At 68.9% G+C, this 19,476-nt stretch carries 17 protein-coding genes; 11 read left to right on the top strand and 6 right to left on the bottom strand.

Translation table 11 applies throughout. The annotated features are described in order from the left end of the window. The first annotated feature begins 111 nt into the window (after positions 1 to 111). From ACXAGF_RS05605 to ACXAGF_RS05580, 6 genes are all read left to right on the top strand, one after another. Positions 112 to 1,320, top strand: coding sequence for a glycosyltransferase family protein (locus ACXAGF_RS05605; protein ID WP_475015124.1), 1,209 nt, complete (start codon positions 112 to 114; stop codon positions 1,318 to 1,320). 7 nt (positions 1,321 to 1,327) lie between these two features. Further along, positions 1,328 to 2,572, top strand: coding sequence for a glycosyltransferase (locus ACXAGF_RS05600; protein WP_475015123.1), 1,245 nt, complete (start codon positions 1,328 to 1,330; stop codon positions 2,570 to 2,572). After that, positions 2,572 to 3,762, top strand: coding sequence for a glycosyltransferase family protein (locus ACXAGF_RS05595; protein ID WP_475015122.1), 1,191 nt, complete (start codon positions 2,572 to 2,574; stop codon positions 3,760 to 3,762). Before ACXAGF_RS05600 ends, ACXAGF_RS05595 begins: the two co-directional genes overlap by 1 nt. A 240-nt stretch (positions 3,763 to 4,002) precedes the next feature. Then, positions 4,003 to 6,714, top strand: coding sequence for an ABC transporter transmembrane domain-containing protein (locus ACXAGF_RS05590; RefSeq protein WP_475015121.1), 2,712 nt, complete (start codon positions 4,003 to 4,005; stop codon positions 6,712 to 6,714). Between the two features lie 47 nt (positions 6,715 to 6,761). After that, positions 6,762 to 7,223, top strand: coding sequence for a cyclic nucleotide-binding domain-containing protein (locus ACXAGF_RS05585; protein WP_475015120.1), 462 nt, complete (start codon positions 6,762 to 6,764; stop codon positions 7,221 to 7,223). A 355-nt stretch (positions 7,224 to 7,578) separates the two neighbouring features. Beyond that, positions 7,579 to 8,439: an MBL fold metallo-hydrolase gene (locus ACXAGF_RS05580; protein ID WP_475015119.1), complete on the top strand. Its 861-nt coding sequence runs from the start codon at positions 7,579 to 7,581 to the stop codon at positions 8,437 to 8,439. Here ACXAGF_RS05580 and ACXAGF_RS05575 read toward each other — a convergent pair. Continuing rightward, positions 8,436 to 9,218, bottom strand: a complete 783-nt coding sequence (locus tag ACXAGF_RS05575) for a polysaccharide deacetylase family protein (protein ID WP_475015118.1) — start codon at positions 9,216 to 9,218, stop codon at positions 8,436 to 8,438. The genes ACXAGF_RS05580 and ACXAGF_RS05575 overlap by 4 nt on opposite strands. Next, the gene (locus ACXAGF_RS05570) at positions 9,215 to 10,315 is read right to left on the bottom strand and encodes a glycosyltransferase family 4 protein (RefSeq protein WP_475015116.1); all 1,101 of its coding nucleotides are present in this window, start codon (positions 10,313 to 10,315) and stop codon (positions 9,215 to 9,217) included. The genes ACXAGF_RS05575 and ACXAGF_RS05570 overlap by 4 nt, the downstream gene beginning before the upstream one ends. Before the next feature lie 158 nt (positions 10,316 to 10,473). Between ACXAGF_RS05570 and ACXAGF_RS05565 the strand changes: the two genes are divergently transcribed. Then, on the top strand, positions 10,474 to 11,448 hold the full coding sequence (locus tag ACXAGF_RS05565; RefSeq protein WP_475015114.1) for a polysaccharide lyase family 20 protein: 975 nt from the start codon (positions 10,474 to 10,476) through the stop codon (positions 11,446 to 11,448). Between the two features lie 28 nt (positions 11,449 to 11,476). Here ACXAGF_RS05565 and ACXAGF_RS05560 read toward each other — a convergent pair whose 3' ends face one another. From ACXAGF_RS05560 to ACXAGF_RS05550, 3 genes are all read right to left on the bottom strand, one after another. Beyond that, positions 11,477 to 12,439: a glycosyltransferase family 32 protein gene (locus ACXAGF_RS05560; RefSeq protein ID WP_475015112.1), complete on the bottom strand. Its 963-nt coding sequence runs from the start codon at positions 12,437 to 12,439 to the stop codon at positions 11,477 to 11,479. 163 nt (positions 12,440 to 12,602) lie between these two features. Continuing rightward, positions 12,603 to 13,301: a hypothetical protein gene (locus ACXAGF_RS05555; RefSeq protein WP_475015111.1), complete on the bottom strand. Its 699-nt coding sequence runs from the start codon at positions 13,299 to 13,301 to the stop codon at positions 12,603 to 12,605. 145 nt (positions 13,302 to 13,446) lie between these two features. Then, positions 13,447 to 13,965 carry a YcgN family cysteine cluster protein gene (locus ACXAGF_RS05550; protein ID WP_475015109.1) on the bottom strand — a complete coding sequence of 173 codons (519 nt, stop codon included), beginning with the start codon at positions 13,963 to 13,965 and terminating at the stop codon, positions 13,447 to 13,449. Between the two features lie 194 nt (positions 13,966 to 14,159). On the opposite strand from ACXAGF_RS05550, the gene ACXAGF_RS05545 reads away from it, so the two are divergent. The 3 genes from ACXAGF_RS05545 to ACXAGF_RS05535 all read left to right on the top strand — a co-directional run bounded on the left by ACXAGF_RS05545 (position 14,160) and on the right by ACXAGF_RS05535 (position 17,630). Then, on the top strand, positions 14,160 to 16,301 hold the full coding sequence (locus tag ACXAGF_RS05545; RefSeq protein ID WP_475015108.1) for a transglycosylase domain-containing protein: 2,142 nt from the start codon (positions 14,160 to 14,162) through the stop codon (positions 16,299 to 16,301). A 188-nt stretch (positions 16,302 to 16,489) separates the two neighbouring features. Further along, complete coding sequence (locus ACXAGF_RS05540) at positions 16,490 to 17,077, top strand: DUF1214 domain-containing protein (protein ID WP_475015107.1); 588 nt, start codon at positions 16,490 to 16,492, stop codon at positions 17,075 to 17,077. Further along, positions 17,070 to 17,630: a DUF1254 domain-containing protein gene (locus ACXAGF_RS05535; RefSeq protein ID WP_475015106.1), complete on the top strand. Its 561-nt coding sequence runs from the start codon at positions 17,070 to 17,072 to the stop codon at positions 17,628 to 17,630. The genes ACXAGF_RS05540 and ACXAGF_RS05535 overlap by 8 nt, the downstream gene beginning before the upstream one ends. Before the next feature lie 157 nt (positions 17,631 to 17,787). On the opposite strand, the gene ACXAGF_RS05530 is transcribed toward ACXAGF_RS05535, so the two are convergent. Then, positions 17,788 to 17,985, bottom strand: a complete 198-nt coding sequence (locus ACXAGF_RS05530) for a hypothetical protein (protein ID WP_475015104.1) — start codon at positions 17,983 to 17,985, stop codon at positions 17,788 to 17,790. Positions 17,986 to 18,555: 570 nt separating this feature from the next. Here ACXAGF_RS05530 and ACXAGF_RS05525 point away from each other — a divergent pair. Beyond that, entirely contained in the window at positions 18,556 to 19,470 is a 915-nt protein-coding gene (locus tag ACXAGF_RS05525; RefSeq protein ID WP_475015103.1) for a DUF2336 domain-containing protein, read from the top strand. Positions 19,471 to 19,476 lie beyond the last annotated feature (6 nt).

Raw genomic sequence — 19,476 nt, 5'->3', positions numbered from 1 at the left:
GGATTCTGAGATCAGCGATCCCGAAAGTGACTTTGAGTGCGGCTTCCGAGTGCGACTTCTGAGTGCAGTTTCTGAGTTCGGTCCTTCGACCAGTGCGGAGAGTAATATTCGATGACGCGACGTCTGGAAGACGCCCGAGTCCTGATGTACAGCCACGACACCTTCGGGCTTGGGCACCTGCGGCGCTGCCGCACCATCGCGCATTCGCTGGTCGAGGATTTCCGCGGCCTCAACGTGCTGATCATTTCCGGCTCGCCGATCGCCGGCGCGTTCGACTACCGCGCCCGCGTCGACTTCGTGAAAATCCCGAGCGTGATCAAGCTGCGCAACGGCGAGTACACCTCGATGGAGCAGCACATCGACCTGCATGAGACGCTGAAGATGCGCCAGGCGATCATCCGCCAGACGGCCGAGGCCTTCCAGCCCGACATCTTCATCGTCGACAAGGAACCGATGGGGCTGCGCGGCGAGGTCGAGGAGACCCTCGCCTATCTGAAGGCCTGCGGCACGACGCTGGTGCTCGGCCTGCGCGACGTGATGGACGCGCCGCACCTGCTCGACGCCGAATGGAAGCGCCATGACGTCATGGGCAGGATCGCCAAGTACTACGACAAGATCTGGGTCTACGGGCCGCCGGACTTCTACGACCCGCTGGACGGCCTGGAGGTTCCGGCCTCCGTGCGCGCGCGCATGAACTTCGTCGGCTTCCTGCAGCGCAGCGTGTCGCACGAGCCGGCCCCCGAACACCGGTCGCGGGGCGACTACATCCTCGTCACCACCGGCGGCGGCGGCGATGGCGCCGCCCTCATCCACGACGTCGTCCACGCCTACAAGGAAGACCCGAGCCTGACGCAGAAGGCGCTGATCGTGCTCGGCCCCTACATGCCGGCCGTGCAGCGCCAGAAGCTGCTGCGCAAGGGCGCCAAGATCCCCTATATCGAGGTGATCGAATTCGACAACCGAATGGAGGAACTGATCGCCGGCGCCACCGCCGTCGTCGCCATGGGCGGCTACAACACCTATTGCGAGATTCTCTCCTTCGACAAGCCGGCGCTGGTGGTGCCGCGCGTCAATCCGCGCGAGGAACAGCTGATCCGCGCCCGCCGCGCCACCGAACTCGGCCTGGTCGACATGCTGTCGCCGGAGGAATCGAGCCAGCCGCTGGTCATGTCCCGCGCGCTGAAGGCCCTCTTGCACCGGGCGCCGCCGTCGCAGACCTCGCAGGCGTTGCGGCTGGAGGGACTGCCGCACATATCGCAGATCGTCGGCGACCTTCTGGACGACAGACAACAGCACCGGCTCTCCGTCGTGCAAGGCTGAGCATACCGTGACATCGCAGAAGAAAATCGCCGTCATTCTGAAGGGCTATCCGCGGCTGTCGGAAACCTTCATCGCCCAGGAGCTGCTGGGGCTGGAGCGGGCCGGCTTCGAGCTGACCCTGGTCTCGATGCGCCACCCCACCGACAGCAAGCGCCATCCGGTGCACGACGAGATCCGCGCGCCGGTCGCCTACCTGCCGGAATACCTGTACCAGGAGCCGCTGCGGGTGATCCGCGGTCTCGCGAGGAGCGCCCGGCTGCCCGGCTTCAAGGCCGCCGTCCGCGCTTTCCTGAAGGACCTGCGCCGCGACCTGACGCCCAACCGCGTGCGCCGCTTCGGCCAGGCCGCGGTGCTCTGCGCCGAATGGCCGGAAGGGGCGGACTGGCTGCACGCCCATTTCATCCACACGCCCGCGTCCGTGGCGCGCTATGCCAGCCTGATGAACGGAACGCCCTGGACCTGTTCGGCGCACGCCAAGGACATCTGGACTTCGCCGGACTGGGAACTCGCCGGCAAGCTCTCCGACACGCGCTGGGCAGTGACCTGCAACCAGCCCGGCTTCGACCGGCTGCGCATCCTGGCGAACGGCCGCAACCATGTCCATCTCAGCTACCACGGCCTCGATCTCGACCGCTTCGGCCCGTTCGAGGGGATGCACTCGCAGCGCGACGGCTCCGACCCCGACGATCCGGTGACGATCCTCAGCGTCGGCCGCGCCGTCGACAAGAAGGGCTACGACGTCCTGCTGCAGGCACTGGCGCTGCTGCCGGCCGGCCTGCACTGGCGGTTCGTCCACATCGGCGGCGGGCCGAGCCTGACCGCGCTCAAGCACTTGGCGCAGAAGCTCGGCCTCGACGGGCGCATCGACTGGCACGGGGCGCTGGACCAGCAGGACGTGCTCGAGCAGTATCGCCGCTCGGACCTGTTCGCCCTCGCCTGCCGGATCACCGCCGACGGCGACCGCGACGGCCTGCCGAACGTGCTGGTCGAGGCCTCGAGCCAGCGGCTCGTCTGCGTGTCGACCGGCATTTCCGGCATACCCGAACTGCTGCAGGATGGCGAGAACGGCCTCGTCGTGCCGCCGGAGGACCCGCAGGCGCTGGCCGTGGCGATCGAGACGCTGATCCGGGATCCCGCGCTTCGGCGGCGGCTCGGCGATGCCGCCGAGAAGCGGGTGCGGAGCGAATTCGACCACCATGTCAGCATCGGACAGCTGAAAACGCTGTTCGAGAACGAGTGGCGGGCGGCCTGATGAGCGCGGGCGAACGACCGGCGCCGCGCGTCTTCTTCTATGTCCAGCACCTGCTCGGCATCGGCCACCTCGCGCGCGCCAGCCGCATTGCCCGCGCGCTGGCAGAGGACGGATTCGACGTCACCATGGTCACCGGCGGCACGCCGGTACAGGGCTTTCCCGGCCCCGGCATCCGCCATGTCGAACTGCCGCCGGTGGCCGCCGGCGACGCCGGTTTTTCCGGTCTCGTCGACCTGCAGGGCAACGCCGTCGACGACGGTTTCCGCGACCGCCGCCGCGACCTCTTGCTTGCCGCCTTCCGCAACGGCAGGCCGGACATCGTCCTGATCGAGGCCTTCCCCTTCGGCCGGCGCCAGGTGCGCTTCGAGCTGTTGCCGCTGCTCGAGGCGATCGCCGGGCTGAAGCAGCGGCCGATCGTGCTGTCGTCGTTGCGCGACATCCTGCAGGAACGCAGCAAGCCCGGCCGCGACGAGGAGAGCGTGGCACTGGCCATGGAGCGCTTCGACGGAATCCTCGTGCACGGCGACCCGTCCTTTGCCCGGCTGGAGGACAGTTTTCCCCTGGCGGACCGGATCGCCGGCCGGGTGCTCTACACCGGCCTCGTCGCAGCCCCGCCGCCGCCGGAGCCGGCCGAGCGCTTCGACGTCATCGTCTCCGCCGGCGGCGGCGCGGTCGGACAGGCGCTGAACGACGCGGCCATCGCCGCCGCGCGAAAACTGCCACCGACGCTGCGCTGGTGCCTGGTGGCCGGCCCGAACCTGCCGCAGGCCGCCTTTGAGGCGGCCGTGGCCGGCGCCCCGAACCACGTCTCCGTCGAGCGCTTCCGCCCCGACTTTCCGAGCCTGCTCACCGCCGCCCGGCTGTCGGTCTCGCAGTCCGGCTACAACACCGTCTGCGACATCCTGCGCGCCGGCTGCCGGGCCGTGTTCGTGCCCTTCACCGCCGGCGGCGAGACCGAGCAGACCGCGCGGGCGCTGCGGCTGGAGCGACTTGGCCTTGCCAGCGTGCTGACCGAACGCGCATTGTCGCCCGGTGCGCTGGCGCAGGCGATCACCGAAACGCTCGATCGGCCGGTCCGGGCCGTCCCGCCGCTCGACCTCGACGGCGCCGGACGGACGGCCGTGCTGCTGCGCCGGCTGCTGGCCGGTGCCGCCGTTTCGGACCTGGCGCGGGAAACGGCCGGACGCTGATGCGCCAATCCCCCCTCATCGTCGTGCCCGGCGGACGGCGGCTTGCAATCGATGTGAAAACGCTTTTCACTGCGACAATGGCAAGGCTCGAGGCCACTTTGCGGGAGGGTGTCTTTTCTGGAACGCCGGCGACGCCTATATCGCCGGTCGAAGGCGTGACGGCGCAACCGTCACACCGCGCCTCGCCGACAGCAGGCGGACGCGCTCGACTCTCCAATATCTCCACGGTTTGAGCGGCTCATGGACAAAGGGATAACCCAATACATCTGGACGCATACCCGCAAGCAGCAGCTGTGGATCCTGCTGGTCGTCGCGGTATCGATGATTCCCTATTTCCTGTCCTTCGACCTGCCGAAGCAGATCGTCAACGGACCGATCCAGGGGCAAGGCTTCGAGGGCGAATCGGCGCGCCAGCTGTTCATGCGCATCGAATTCGGCCTGCCATTCTTCGGCAATGTCCTGCTGTTCCCCGGCGTCGAGCTGAACCGCCTGCAGATGCTGATGGCGCTCAGCCTGGTCTTCCTCGGGCTGGTGGTCGTGAACGGCCTGTTCAAGCTCTACATCAACACCTACAAGGGCCGCCTTGGCGAACGGCTGCTGCGCCGCATCCGCTTCGAACTGCTCGACCGGGTGCTGCGCTTCCCGCCGGCCCAGTTCAAGCGCATGAAGGGCGCCGAGATCGCCAGCATGGTGAAGGACGAGGTGGAGCCGCTCGGCGGCTTCACCGGCGATGCCTTCGTCGCCCCTGCCCTGCTCGGCGGACAGGCGGCAACCGCCCTGTTCTTCATCTTCGTGCAGAACGTCTGGCTCGGCATGATCGCCGGCATCATCGTCGCGGTCCAGGCGGTGCTGATCCCGCGCATGCGGCGCAGGCTGCTGGTGCTCGGCCGCGAGCGGCAGCTGACGGCGCGCGAGCTCGCCGGCCGCGTCAGCGAGATCGTCGACGGCATCAACACCATCCACGCGTTCGACACCTCCAACTTCGAGCGCGCCGACGTCACCTCGCGGCTGGGGCGCATCTTCAAGATCCGCTACGACCTTTACCAGTGGAAATTCCTGGTCAAGTTCATCAACAACTTCCTCGCCTCGGTGACGCCGTTCCTGTTCTACAGCATCGGCGGCTACCTGGCGCTGCAGGGCCGGCTCGACATCGGCCAGCTGGTGGCGGTGATCGCCGCCTACAAGGACCTGCCCGGGCCGCTGAAGGAACTGATCGACTGGGACCAGGCGCGCCAGGACGTGCAGGTCAAGTACAACCAGGTCGTCGAGCAGTTCAAGGTCGGCAAGCTGATCGACCCGGCAATCCAGGCAGTGTCGCTCAACGAGCCCCCGGCGATCACCGGACCGATCGCGGCGGCCAACCTGACGCTGTCGGACGACACCGGTGCCCACACGCTGGAGCACGTCTCGGTCCAGTTCCGCCCCGGCGAGTTCGCCGCGATCATCGGCGGGGCCGCGGCCGGCGGCGAAGCGCTGGCCGATGCGATCGGCCGGATCGTCTGGCCGGAAACCGGACGCATCACCGTCGGCAGCGAGGACCTGTTCGAACTGCCGGAATCGGTGGTCGGCCGGCGCATCACCTATGCCGCCTCGGACGCCTACTTCTTCTATGGATCGGCGCGCGACAACCTGCTTTACGGCCTGAAGCACGCCCCGCTGCGCGAGCCGCACTATGACGACGCCCGCAGGAGCTTCCGCCAATGGGAGATCGACGAGGCGCGTATGGCGGGCAACCCCGACTACGACATCAACTGCGACTGGATCGACTACGCCGCCGCCGGCGCCACCGGGCCGGAGGATCTCTTCCATTCCGTCACCAACGTCCTCGACGCGGTCTACCTCACCAGGGACGTGCTGGAGCTGGCGCTGCGGTCCAACGTCGATCCGGCCACCCACGAGCAACTGACGGGCCATGTCGTGGCGCTGCGCCAGACCTTCCGCGAGGAACTGGACAAGGCCGGACTTGCCAACCTCGTCGTGCCGTTCGCGCCGGACCGGTACAATGTCGAGGCGACCGTCGGTGAGAACCTCTTGTTCGGCAATGCCATCGGCGAAGAGCTGGTGGGGCGCGCGATCGGCCGCAACGCCTACTTCCGCGACGTGGTCGGCCGCAACGGCCTCGACCACGACCTCTACACCATGGGATACGAGATCGCCGAGAACGCGGTCGAACTGTTCGCCGGGCTGCCGCCGGACCATCCATTCTTCCAGCAGCTCACCTTCATGACGCCGGACGACATCCCGCTCTACCAGCAGCTGCTGCAAAAGCTGAAGGGCAAGGGCTTTGCGGACGCCGGCGACGACGATCGCTACAACATCATCCGCCTCAGCTTCGCCTATATCGAGCCGCGGCACCGCTTCGGCCTGCTGACCGAGCAACTGATGGCCAAGATCGTCGACGTGCGCCGCCAGTTCCACGAAGGCATGCCGGACGAGATGAAGGGCGCCATCGAGCGCTACGATCCGGACAAATACACGGCCTCGGCCAGCATCATGGACAACGTGCTGTTCGGCCGCGTCAGCCACCGGCACGCCGACGGGCCGGAACGGGTGCGGACGATGGTGATCTCGCTGCTCAGCGAGCCGGGGATCTACGACCAGGTCATGTCGATCGGCCTGGAGTTCAACCTCGGTTCGGGTGGGCGGCGGATCACCCAGGTGCAGCGCCAGAAGCTCGCGCTTGCGCGCGCGTTGCTGCGCCGGTCCGACTTCTACGTGCTGAACCGGCCGCTACCGGCGCTCGACACGCGCCTGCAGGAGCAGATCTGCCGCAACGTGCTGAAGCTGATCCGCGACAACAATCCGCGCGCGGCAATCATCTGGGTGCTGTCGAACACCTCGCTGACGGATCTTTTCGACAGGGTATTGATCTTCGACAAGGGGCGGCTCGTCGGAGACGGTAACCATGCCGATCTCGCAGACAATGAGACTTTCAAGGAATTGGTGTCATAATCGATCGATAAGGCAAGACACCGCTGACCGGGGGACGGACGAAGACGATGCTGTTGAAGGATGAAGTACAGATGCTGCGGCGGGTGCCGCTGTTTGCCGGGGTCGACCCCACCAAGCTGAAGCTGCTGGCGTTTACCTCCGACCGGGTGAACTACGGCGCCGGCGAGGTTCTCTTCCGGCAGGGCGACGCCGGGGACGCCGCCTATGTGGTCCTCACCGGCCGGGCCGACATCCTGGTCGAGGCGCCCGGCGGGCAGATCAAGGTCGCCGAGGTGGAGAACAACGCGATCGTCGGCGAAATCGCCATCCTGTGCGACGTCTCGCGCACCGCGACCGTGAAGGCCACCACTAACGTGGAGGCCCTGCGCATCAGCAAGGAGCATTTCCTCAAGCTACTGACCGACTTCCCGGAGATGACGATCGAGATCATGCGGGTGCTGGCCAGCCGCCTCAGCCGGACGACGATGGAACTGACGGACGAGCGGGCGCGGGCGCGCAAGCCGGAGTGATCGTGCGCGGGAACCACCTGTTATTGCTTGGTCTTTCGGCGCCGTCGGCCGTTGCCGGCTCCGACACAGGCAGGGCGGCGGAACGTTTCGGCGCTGCCGGCGTTCAACCTCGATACGGTGGCTTGACCGCGCGATTTGGGATGTCCAGGCGAAGAAACATGCCCGGATCAACTTCGTTCTCGCAAAATAGTTTCATATTCGCTACGCTTAAGGCACCAGTTGTGCTTGGGACACCGTACGTAACCGTGGGAAGCTAGCGCCAACCACCCTCGGCAAACCTGGAAGAGGTCAGGCAGAAATGAACATGCTGGGAAGGCCGCCGCATACGAGGCAGAAAACGGAAGGCCCCCGCCGGTTGAAGCAAAGCAGCGGCGAGAAGAACATCTTTTCTGTGAAATTCTGGGGCACGCGCGGCAGCATTCCGGTCTCCGGTTCCCAGTTCAGCCGCTATGGCGGCAACACCATCTGCATCGAAATGCGCTGCGGCGAGGATGTGCTGATCTTCGATGCCGGCTCCGGCATCCCGCCCGCCGGGCTCGCGCTGAAGGCCGAGGGCGTTCGCAAGGTCGATCTCTTCTTCAGCCACTGCCACTACGACCACATCATCGGCCTGCCCTACTTCAAGCCGCTCTACAACTGCGAATGCGACGTCAACGTCTGGTCCGGGCACCTGGCAGGCTCCATGACCACCTCGCAGATGGTGCACGAGTTCATGCAGCCGCCCTGGTTCCCCGTCGACACGAAAATCTGCCAGGCGCATCTGGCCTACCAGGACTTTCGCGCCGGCGATGTGCTGACGCCGCGGCCGAACGTCACGGTCAGGACCGGCATGCTGAACCATCCGGGCGGCGCGATCGGCTACCGCGTCGATTGGGGCGGCCGTTCGGTGGCGATGATCACCGACACCGAACACCTTCCCGGCACCCTCGACCCGGAGGTTCTGAAGCTGATCGAGGGCGTCGACCTGTTCATCTACGACTGCTGCTACACCGACGAAGAGATGGACATGTTCACCGGCTTCGGCCACTCCACCTGGCAGCAGGCGGTCCGGCTGGCCAAGGCCGCCAAGGCCAAGGGGGTCGCCTTCATCCACCACGCGCCCTGGCGCACCGATTCCGAGTTGGAAGAGATCGACCGGCTGGCCGCCGCCGAATTCCCGGGCGCGTTCTCCGCCCGCGACGGCCAGGTGTTCGAGTACGCCGCCAGCGACGGCTAGCCCGACTCACCGCCGCGGTCCCGCCCGCCGAGCACCGCCGACAGCGACGCCCAGCGACAGGCCGGGTGGTCCGCGGTGCGCACGAACAGCCCCTCGAGGAACCTCCACACCGTCTCGTCATGCACGAGGTGATGGGTCAGCAGCCCGAGCGTGCCGCCCGCCCCCGCCCCCGGACGCTCGATGGCCCGCAACCGGGCGACGATGTCCGCAACCAGCGCCGCGCTGTCCCGCCCGCCGCGGGTGCCGCGCCAGTCCATCACGTCGACATGGGTATTGACCGCCGGCAGGCCCAGCGCCCGTTCCGGCCCGAACACCGACAGCGCGCGATAGCCGATGCCGCCGAGACGGGGGACAAGCGCAGTATCAATCCGGTTCCAGGGCGGTACGAGCACCGGCACCAGCCGCGGCCCGTGCAACTGCCGCAGGCGCGCCAGGCCTTCTTCCAGCAGGTCCAGCACGTCTCCCGCCGGGCGATGGGCGCCGAGTTCCTGCTTCTTTTCCCGGGGCGGCGCGAAGTTCTCGTGCGACCAGCCATGCACCGTCACCTCGACCTCGCGCGCCGCCGCCAGCCGATCGGCCAGCGCCGCGCCGGTGAAGGCCGGGATGACCGCGAGCGTCACCGGGACGGCGTGGCGCGCCGCCAGCGCCAGCAGCCGCTCCAGCGCCGGCGTCGGCTCGACCGCGTCGTCGTCGCGCAGCCAGAAGGTGGCAAGGCGTCCGGAGCGCTGCCAGCGGTCGAGTTCGTCGCGTAGCGGCTGCCAGGCGGGTTCGTCGGTCATGCGCGGTCTCCCAGATGTTGCGCCAGCACCTCTGCGAGCCGTTGCGTCGCGCGTTCCATCGCGCATTCCTCGGCCACGAAGCGGCGCGCGGCGCGCGCCATCGCCTCGCGCGCCGCCGTGTCCGTCAACAACCGTTCGAGCGCCGCCGCATAGGCGTCGACGTCGCCGGCGGGGGTGAGCAGCCCGGTGACGCCATCGCGCACGACCTCCGGCACCCCGGCGACCGCCTGGGCGACGACCGGCAGGCCGGCCGCCTGCGCCTCGAGATAGGCCAGCCCGTAGGCTTCGCCCGTGCCGGGCCAGGCATAGATGCTGGCCTGGCGCAGGACGGCGGCGATCGCGGGCGCGTCGCACTGGCCGTGCCAGACAAGCCGCTCTCCGGGCACGGCGGCAAACAGGCCCCGTACCGCCTCGGCGAGGACCCCGTCGCCGACGACCGACAGCGTCCAGGGCAGATGCGGCAGCCGCGCCAGCGCCGCGGCCAGCATGCGGTAGCTTTCGAGCTTGTCGCCGGGGCGCATCATCGCGACGGCGGCCAGCCGGCCGGGCTGCGGCTGCGGCACGCCGGCAAGGAACGGATCGGCGTCGATGAAGGGCCGCAGCAGCGCGGTGCGCGCCTCCGGCACGGCGGAAACGAGGCCGTCGCGGTCGCGGCGGGTGAAGCAAAGGTTGACCGCGGCCATGCGCACGGCCTCGGCCAGGCGCGCTTGGTTGTCCGCCCAGACCCCCTGGTTGCGCCGCCGCGAATAGGACGCCTCGGCCGTCACATAGGCGAGGCCGAAGCGGCGCACGAGCGCGGGACCGATCAGGTCCGGCGCCTTGTAGTAGGGGTGGTAGCAGAACCAGGCGTCGGGGACGCCGTCGGCCGCAAAGAGCCGGGACAGCCGTTCGACCTCGGCCTCGGCCGCGCGCTCGATCTCCGCCCGGCCGCTGCCGCCGGCGTCGGCGACGGCGACGAAGCTGCGCAGCGCCGAGGCAACCGTCACGGCGTGGCCGGCGCGCGTCAGCGCCGCCACCAGCTGCCGCGCCATCAGCCGGTCGCCGGACGGCACCGGGTGGTCGGGGGATTTCAGCGGGGAGTAGAACGCGATCCTCATCGCCAGCGTCTTAGCGCACTGCCGGGCGGTTTGGAAACGGGGAAGCTGGGTAAACCATAAGACCTTGAAAACAGCCGCTATCCTAGCGCGAAAGTGATGCGCGCAAGGGGCATAATGCGCTAGGGTTCCGGCCAATGCCAACGAGGAACGCCCGTCCGATGACGCCATCCCGCCGCACCGCCCTTGCCGCAACCGCCCTCCTTGCCGCCGCGCTTTCGGCCGGCGCCACCTGCGCCGCCTCGCAGAAGCTGCAGGACGGCTTCGACGGGGCGGACTTCTCCGAGAGCGGCGGCCTCTACTACCGCGACAATGCCGAGCAGAGGGCGGGAACGGCGGCGTTCCAGAGCGAGGTGAAACGGTCGGGGAGCGGCGCGCTGAAGCTGAGCGTGCGCCCGCTTTGCCCGGTCGACAGCGAGGGCTGCAGCGAGCGCGCCGAGATCTGGGAAAAGACCGCGCTGCGCGTGCCCTACGACGAGGGCGTGTGGTTCGGCTTTGCCGTCCGCTTCGCCGCGCCGATCCCGCAGGACGACCACCGCTACCTGATCGCGCAGTGGAAGCGCGAGATCGGGCCGGAGGCGGACGGCGACTTCAGCCCGTTCCTGGCGCTGCGGCTCGACAAGGGCAAGCTCTTCGCCACGATCGAAAGCAACTACCAGGACGGCACGGCCGCCGCCGTGTCCGACGGCGCCCCCGCCTGCCCGGCCGGCAGCACCCCGGTGTGGCTGCGTCCGGAAACCAACCAGATGCGCTCGCTCGTGGCCCACGACGCCAACTGGAGCGCGCAGGACGGCAAGGAATTCAAGAGCTGCACCGACAAGCTCGTGGTGACGACGAACGGCACCCCGCTGCCGGCACCCTCCGCCACCGAATGGACCGACTACGCCATCTACTCCCGGCCCGGGCCGGACGGCGGCGGCCGCATCGAGATCTTCGCCAACGGCCAGTGGATCGCCACCGCCAGGGGCTATATCGGCCACGACGACGTCGGCCTCGGCAAGAACCAGTATTTCAAGTTCGGCCCCTACCGCGCCGCCGGCGACGGCGAGTGGACGCTCTACTACGACGACTTCCGCCGCTCGCCGGACTGCATCGACGTTCTGCGCGACGAACAGGCCTGCGCGCTGGTCGAGTGACGCCGCACGCCCGCGTCGGCCGGTCCGGCTACCAGGGTTTCCAGGCGACCAGCAGGCCGCCGTCGGCGCGCTCGGCCCGCTCGCACAGCGCGAGCACGTCGGCCAGCGGCGCGCGGCGCGGCAACGCGCCGGCGACAATGCCGGCGTCGGCAATGGTGACGGCGCCGCCGCGGCAGACGACGGTGAACAGCAGCGGACCGGTGGCCCACCAGGCCGGCGCGCCGGGCAAGGCGGCGGCGGCGGCCGGCAGCGCCTCGAGGATGCGGCCGAAGGCCGGATGGCCGGGCGGGGCGGCGATGAGCGAGTTGGTCAGAAGCAGGCTGCCGGCCCCGGTATCGCGCGGCGTGTCCTCGGCCAGCGCCGTCAGGCCGGTCAAGGGCAGCAGGTCGTGGAAGGCGAGGCCCGCCCGGGCCGGATACCAGTCGCAGTCGAGATAGATGCCGCCGAAGCGGTCGAGGATCAGGTAGCGGGCGACGTCGACCGCGCCCGGCAGGTCGCCGATCGCAAGCATCGCGGCATAGACGGGATGGCCGTCGATGCCGGCGGCCCGAAGGTCCGCCTCCCGCCACAGCCGGTACTGGTAGCCGTGGCGGCCGGCATGGTCGGCCCAGGCGGACGTCGAGACCGGCAGGTCCCCTGCCCCGATCCACACCTGGTGCAGCACCCGCGGCACCGGCTGGCGGCCGGCTTCGGCCAGCGCCGCCCGCTCCGTCCGCGAAAACTGCCCGTAGGGCGCCAGCAGCTGCGGCGGCGGCACCAGCGTGTGCTGGTAGCCGACCCGCCGGACGATGTCGCCCTGGCGCTTGGCGACCTTGAGAAAGGCCGAATGCAGCTTGCGCGGCAGGCCGAGTATCGTCTTCGGTCCGAGCACGTGGCTGCCGGGATCCGCCGCCAGCGCGTTGAGGATGTCGAGGGCGGCGTCCAGTCGGCCCGCCTCGCGCAGCCCCTCCGCCGCCTTCAGCCGTGCCTTGTAGCTTTCCCTGTCGGTCATCCGTTCACCCCGTCCGCGGCCGATCCGCGTTGCTGGCCATGGGCTAGCGCGGCAGGCCGACCGGCGTCAACGGGGACAGGCGGCTTCCGGCATGCCGGCAGGTCCGTACCCGGCCCGCGCCGCGCCGGGCAGGCCCGGAGCGCGGAACGAAATGGCGGCGGGGCTAGCGCCCGCCGTGGCCGCCGTGCATGCCGAAGCGGTGCGACGTCAGGTAGCGCTGGATGATCTCCTTCTGCCCCGGCTCGAGCACGGCCTCCAGTGCGGTCTTTGCCGCCTTCAGCCTGGCCGCCTTCTCCGCCCGGTTTTCGGCGCGGGCAATCAGCCGGTCGAGCAGGTCCATTCCGGAAGACGCGCCAGGGCCGGGTCCCGGTGCGGCAGGCGCCTCGGCCGCCTCGCCGCCATCGGTGGCCGCCGGCTCGTCATCCCCCGGCGCCATGGCCTCGTCGTCCATCTCGTCGTCGGCGTCGCGCGGCCCCATCGACGGCCGCTGGAAGGTGGCGAAATCGACGAGCGCGGCGCTGAAGGTGCGCCAGGCATCGAGCTGCGCGGTCTTGATGCCGGCGGCGTTCTCCGCCGCGGCAAGACGCATCGCCAGCCGCTCGCCAAAGGCCGGGCCGTGCCAGCGGCGCGGACCGTGGTCCCGGTCCCGGTCGCGCCCGTGCTCGCCATGACGGTAGCCGCGCTCCATTCGGCCGCGGTCGTCGCCGCGCTCGCCGTGCATGCCGGCCTCCATGCGCGGGCGCTCCGGCCTGTTGTCCTGGGCAACCACCGGTAGCGCCAGGCTGGCGGCCAGCGGCACCGCCACGGCCAGCGCGAACGCCTTGCGGAGGCTGCGGGTGCGGGTCGGGATAACGTCGGTCATCGTTCTGTTTCTCCTTGGCAATCGTCCCTTGCAGCACGAAGCTAGGAGCCGGACGTGTCCGGTCTATGGCCCGCGCGGCCCAAAACGGCCCGCGCCGATGAATTTTGCGTGATGACGGGGTGAACTGCAACCGTCGGGACGGCGGTCAGCGGTTGCCGGACTGCCCCACTTCCAGCGGCCAGGTGACGAGATAGTCCTCGTAGTCCTCGACGTCGATGCCCGCCTCGCTGACCGTGCGGCCGCGCGCGGAGATGCCGGCCTGATGCACCGTCTCGCGGTCGCCGGAGACCAGGTAGTGCCACCAGTACAGCGGCTCGCCGTCGCGGATCAGCCGGTAGGCGCAGGTGGGCGGCAGCCAGTTGATCTCGTCGACCGACTTCACCGTCAGCCGGATGCAGTCGGGCACGGTGGCCTGGCGGTTGTCGTAGTCCCTGCAGCGACAGCTCTGGTCATCGAGCAGCTGACAGCGGATCGAGGTCCAGACCACTTCGCCGGTGTCCCAGTCCTCGAGCTTGTTGAGACAGCAGAGTCCGCAGCCGTCGCACAGGCTTTCCCATTCGCCGTCGGTCATCTCCGCCAGCGTCTTGGTCTGCCAGAACGGCAGGGCATTGCCGGCGGCGTCGTCGGCTAGCCGCATTGTCTGCATCTGGTTCTTCGCGTTCATGGCAGTCAACTGGACCCGGCGGACCGAAACGTCAAGTCCCGCCTCGACCGGGCAGGACGGCGCACCGGCCGTTCACGGCGTTTCACCGACTGGAAACGACCGTGAAAGGGGATGGCAACCATGTTGTTTTATCCCTTGCGATTGCCTGATATCGTTAGGGTAACGGGCGCCTTAGCCACCACGAGGATGAAGCCTTGCAGGAACCGCCATCAGAGGAACAGCCGCGTCGCCGCAAACGGCACATCCTGCTGCGCATCGATTCCTGGATCGATTCCACGCTCTGGAACGCCGGTTTCCGTCTCGCCGAACTGTGGGAGGAGATCACCATCTTCTTCCGCCGGTTCAACGTGAGGGGCTGGCGGCGGGCGCTGTCCGAACTGGTCGGCGAAGGCATGAACATCGGCACGGCCGGCTTCGTCCTGTTGCTGGCGCTGGCGCTGCCGGCCTTCGAGGAGACGAAGGGCGACTGGCGCAACCAGAGCGACTTCGCCGTCACCTTCCTCGACCGCTACGGCAACGAGATCGGCCACCGCGGCATCATCCACGAGGATTCGGTGCCGGTCGACCAACTGCCCGACCACCTGATCAAGTCGGTGCTGGCGACCGAGGACCGGCGCTTCTTCGACCATTTCGGCATCGACTTCCTCGGCCTTGCCCGCGCCATGACCGAGAACGCGCGCGCCGGCGGCGTGGTCCAGGGCGGCTCGACCATCACCCAGCAGCTCGCCAAGAACCTGTTCCTCACCAACGAGCGCACGATCGAGCGCAAGATCAAGGAGGCGTTCCTGTCGCTGTGGCTGGAGGCGAACCTGTCGAAGAAGGAGATCCTGCGGCTCTACCTCGACCGCGCCTACATGGGCGGCGGCACCTTCGGCGTGGCGGCGGCCTCGCAGTTCTATTTCGGCAAGGACGTCACCGATGTCGACCTCGCCGAGTCCGCCATGCTCGCCGGGCTGTTCAAGGCGCCGGCCCGCTACGCCCCGCACGTCAACCTGCCGGCCGCGCGCGCGCGCGCCAACGAGGTTCTGTCCAACCTCGTCCAGGGCGGGCTGATGTCGGAGGGACAGGTGATCGCCGCCCGGCGCAGCCCGGCGAGCGTCATCGACCGGCAGGAGAAGACCGCCCCCGACTTCTTCCTCGACTGGGCCTTCGAGGAGGTGCAGCGGATCGCCCGCCCCTTCGCCCAGCATTCGCTGATCGTCCGCACCACCATCGACATGGGCCTGCAGGCCGCCGCCGAGGAGGCGGTGGAGACCGGCCTGCGCCAGTTCGGCGACAGCTACAAGGTCAAGCAGGGCGCGCTGGTGATGGTGGAGAACGGCGGCGCGGTGCGCGCCATGGTCGGCGGGCGCGACTACGGCGAAAGCCAGTTCAACCGCGCCACCAAGGCGCTGCGCCAGCCGGGTTCCTCGTTCAAGGTCTATACCTACGCCGCGGCGATGGAGAAAGGCAAGACGCCGGAAACGACCATCGTCGACGCACCGATCACCTGGCGCGGCTGGTCGCCGCAGAACTACGGCCGCAGCTACGCCGGCAGGGTGACGCTGATGACCGCGCTGGCGAAGTCGATCAACACCGTGCCGGTGCGCCTCGCCAAGGACCTGCTCGGCACCGAGGCCATCGCCAAGACCGCCAAGGAGATGGGCGTGGAGACCCCACTCAGGACCGACAAGACCATGCCGCTCGGCACCTCGGAACTGACCGTGCTCGATCAGGCCACCGCCTATGCGGTGTTCCCGGCCGGCGGGGTGCAGTCGCGGCGGCACGGCATCACCCAGATCCTGAACTACGACGGCGACGTGCTCTATGACTTCACCCGCGACGCCTCGCCGGCACGGCGCATCCTGTCGGAGCGCGCCAATGCCGACATGAACCGGATGCTGGTCACCATTCCCGTCAGCGGCACCGCGCGCCGGGCGGCGCTGGACGGCGGCATCGTCACCGGCGGCAAGACCGGCACGACCCAGGCCTATCGCGACGGCTGGTTCGTCGGCTTCACCGGCAACTATACGACCGCCGTCTGGTTCGGCAACGACGACTACACCTCGACCGACAACATGACCGGCGGCTCGCTGCCGGCGATGACGTTCAAGCGGCTGATGGACTACGCCCACCAGGGCATCGAGCTGCGGGCGATCCCGGGCATCGAGAACCCGCTTCCCGGCGAAACCACGGAAACGGCGGCGGCTTCGGGCGAAGCGGCGGCGGACGAGCTGCCCCCGCTGATCCGCCCGCGCTCGCTGTCGGTCGGGGTGACACGGTTGCTGCGCGCGCTCGCCAAGGACCTCAACGACGCCAAGCCACTCACCACCGACGGCCGCGTGGCGGCGTTGTGACGCGGCAGGCCCCGCCCGGCGACCCCGGGCGGACCCGGGCCTGACGCTGCGGCAGCATTGTTCGCCCCGCCGCCGAGATGGCCATCGATTTCGCCGGGGAATCATGCAAGGTTCTGCCTGTCACCCGCCACGGCATCGCTCCGGGCCGGGCGACCGAAAGTTGTCGCGTATCCAACCGGAAGGCCGATTTGTTCCGCATCCCCCTTCTCGTCGCCCTGGCGCTCGCCATCACCTTCGGCCTCGGCACGCTGTCGGCGGTCTGGGCGCTGAAGGCGACGATCGGGTTCGGCTCGATCGCGCTCGGCCCCTGGAGCGCCTTTCCCAACGCGCAGAAGGACACGGCCGACCCCTACGCCAAGGCCCACCGGGCCCGTGACGGCGCGCTGCTGCTCGGCAGCGCCGAGGGTCTGGTGTTCCGCGCCGCCGCCGACAATGACGGCACGATGCTGTCCGGCCGCTGCACCTACGACGTAGCCGGGCTGACGCCCCCGGCCCGGCACTGGACGCTGCACGCGACGGCGCCGGACGGCGCGCCGGCCGCGCCCGCCGACGGCACGCCTGCCGGTCTCAACTCCTGGACGGTGCTGCGGGGAACCGACAGCTCGTTCGTCATCCACGTCGCCGCGACGGCGCAGCCCGGCAACTGGCTGGCGATCCCGGCGGATCGCCCGTTCCGCCTCGTGCTGACGCTGCTCGACACGCCGACGGCCGGCAGCTCGGGCGTGATCGACCTGTCGATGCCGGCGATCAGCCGGACGGGATGCGCCGATGCGTAGCATCCTCTTTGCGGTCCTGGTGGGACTGATCGGGGCGGCGGCGCTGCACATCCTGATCATCCTGGCGCTGCCGCGCTTCACCGGCAACGACGCCTATACGAAGATCGTGGGCCTCGGGGCGCCGCAGCGCTTCTATCCGCTGCCGAACGAGCGCGGACCGGGCGGCCTGCCCTTCAACGACGATCCGGGACTGCGGGTCGCGGCCTGCGCCCTTTCCATCGCCGAGCGCCCGGTGCGCCTGTTCGCACCGGCCGGCATGCCGTTCTGGTCGGTCGGGCTGTTCGACAGCGCCGCCAACGAGGTGTTCAGCATGAACGACCGCACCACCGTCGGCGGCGCGCTCGACGTGGTGGTGGCGACGCCGGTGCAGTTGAACGCGATCCGCAAGTCGCTGCCGCAGGACCTCGCCCAGTCGATTCTGGTCGAGATGGCGGACGAGGACGGCTATGCGGTGTTGCGAACGTTCGTGCCGACGGCGACGATGCACGAGGCGGCGCAATCGTTTTTCGCCAATGCCGGCTGCGAACCGATCGAGGACGAACTCGCCGGCTAGCGCGCCGGATGCCCGAGCCGGTTGCCCGAAAAGCGACCCCAATGTCTTGATTTCAAGCGCGTCCTGAAGACGATGGCCGGTTCCCCGTCAGGCGGAAAACGGCACGCCGAAGCATGCTCACGCGCCGGCGACGGCCGCGCGCGAACAGGGTGGATGGTCAGCGCCGGGCGTCCTTGCCCGGTTCCGCCGCGGTCGCCTTGCGGCCGTCGCGGTGCTTGGCCGCGATCATTGCCGCGGTTAGCCGCTCGTAGCGGACGCCGGTGAACAGCAGCACCGCCGCCGGCGTCTCGTGCCAGACCCTGCCGCGTCGCGGCAGGCGTGAAAGTCTCTCTTGCAGTCGTACCACGTCTGCCATTCTCGCCTCCTAACAGAACCGAGACGGATGAAGTACTGCACTTATTTCACCCTGCCCGCAAAACGGGCCAGTGCGGCACGGATCCGTCGTCGTCGGCGGCGGGGGAGCACTTTTACTCTGAAGCCGCTGTCGACCCCTGAACGGCGGGAGGGCTGTGAAGGTTTCCCGAAACGGGAAAGATTTTCTCGCCGCCGGCCAGGCCATCCGATGCATTGCACCTTGCCTTGATGCGCCGCCGCCCGGCATTCGCGCGCGAAGCAGCTCAGCATGCGGGAAACATAGCACGGGATTTCGATTTGCCCACGCCCTTCCCTTGCCCGAACCCTAACGGCATTACGGTTAACACGTTGCTAATTCTTTTCGTCTACTTGTTGGCAATCACCGGTTTCAGGCGGGTGTGGGCCGATCCGGACCCTGACCCGCCGCAGGCCTGCCACCTCCGAAAGCCGTAGGGTGAAGCAGGCATGGCGCCGGGCATCGTTGCTTTTGCGTAAGAGTGGTGCGGTTGTGGGGGACAGGTTTCGCGAACTGGAAAGGCCGCGGTCGGCGCGCCCGAAGGACATCGTCCTGATGGCGACGGTCTCCGGCTTCGAAAGCCTCAGCCGCCCCTCCCGCTCCGACCAGCGGCAGTTCCACGACCTGTTCGTGGCGACCTACCCCGCCTGCAGCGACGAAGCCCGAAGACAGGCGGTGGCCGCCCTCTCCCAATGCCCGGTCGTGCCCGAGGCGACGGCGCTGTTCATCGCCCGCCAGCCGATCGGCGTCGCCGCGATCTTCCTGACGCGCTCGCAGGCGCTCGGCGATCCGACGCTCCTCGAGATCCTGCGCGACGCCTCTCCGGCGCACGCCCGCGCGATCGAACGGCGCGACAATCTCTCGCCGCGCCTGATCGAGCGTCTGGTCGGGCTGCACCAGCAGCACCGCAGCCGCGGCACGCAGGCAGAGGAGGCGGCACGCGCCGAGGCCCACCGCCGGGCACGCGAGGAGGAACTGCGCGAAGAGATCAAGGCCCGGGTCCGCGCGCAGCTGGCGCAACCGGCCATCCTGGCCCCGCTTGCCGCGATCAGCGACGTCCACCTGGCCCTGCTCGTGCGCTTCGCCCGCGCCGGCGAGGCAGGCATGGTCGCGGTCGTGCTCGCCGACGCGCTCGGCACGAGCCAATGGCTCAGCGAGCGCATCCTGCTCGACGTCTCCGGACAGCAGCTGGCAACGACGCTGCTCGCGCTGTCGGCCCCCGGCCGCGACAGCGCCTTCGTCCTTGCCCGCCTCTATCCGCACCTGGCCCAGCCCGCCGATGCCGGGAACCGCGCCGAACTGCTGCTGTCCGGCCTTCAGCCGGCGTCCTGCCGCGAGCGTGTGGAGAGCTGGCGCCGGGCCGACGCCTATACCTGCCGGGACCTGCCGCGCACGGCGGCCAATGCAGGCGCGCCCGGCCGCAAGGCGGCTGTTGCCGCTGCCGCCCGGCCGCGCCGGAGCGCCGGCTGAACGCCG

The sequence above is a fragment of the Mycoplana sp. ABR4_002 genome, assembly GCF_056159645.1.
Note: the sequence above shows the minus strand (reverse complement) of the source record. Positions and strands in the feature narration are given on the sequence as shown.

Coding starts and splice junctions, on each gene's coding strand:
- ACXAGF_RS05605 (WP_475015124.1), top strand. CDS start 112: ATGACGCGACGTCTGGAAGACGCCCGAGTCCTGATGTACAGCCACGAC.
- ACXAGF_RS05595 (WP_475015122.1), top strand. CDS start 2,572: ATGAGCGCGGGCGAACGACCGGCGCCGCGCGTCTTCTTCTATGTCCAG.
- ACXAGF_RS05590 (WP_475015121.1), top strand. CDS start 4,003: ATGGACAAAGGGATAACCCAATACATCTGGACGCATACCCGCAAGCAG.
- ACXAGF_RS05585 (WP_475015120.1), top strand. CDS start 6,762: ATGCTGTTGAAGGATGAAGTACAGATGCTGCGGCGGGTGCCGCTGTTT.
- ACXAGF_RS05575 (WP_475015118.1), bottom strand. CDS start 9,218: ATGACCGACGAACCCGCCTGGCAGCCGCTACGCGACGAACTCGACCGC.
- ACXAGF_RS05570 (WP_475015116.1), bottom strand. CDS start 10,315: ATGAGGATCGCGTTCTACTCCCCGCTGAAATCCCCCGACCACCCGGTG.
- ACXAGF_RS05565 (WP_475015114.1), top strand. CDS start 10,474: ATGACGCCATCCCGCCGCACCGCCCTTGCCGCAACCGCCCTCCTTGCC.
- ACXAGF_RS05560 (WP_475015112.1), bottom strand. CDS start 12,439: ATGACCGACAGGGAAAGCTACAAGGCACGGCTGAAGGCGGCGGAGGGG.
- ACXAGF_RS05555 (WP_475015111.1), bottom strand. CDS start 13,301: ATGACCGACGTTATCCCGACCCGCACCCGCAGCCTCCGCAAGGCGTTC.
- ACXAGF_RS05550 (WP_475015109.1), bottom strand. CDS start 13,965: ATGAACGCGAAGAACCAGATGCAGACAATGCGGCTAGCCGACGACGCC.
- ACXAGF_RS05535 (WP_475015106.1), top strand. CDS start 17,070: ATGCGTAGCATCCTCTTTGCGGTCCTGGTGGGACTGATCGGGGCGGCG.
- ACXAGF_RS05530 (WP_475015104.1), bottom strand. CDS start 17,985: ATGGCAGACGTGGTACGACTGCAAGAGAGACTTTCACGCCTGCCGCGA.
- ACXAGF_RS05525 (WP_475015103.1), top strand. CDS start 18,556: ATGGCGACGGTCTCCGGCTTCGAAAGCCTCAGCCGCCCCTCCCGCTCC.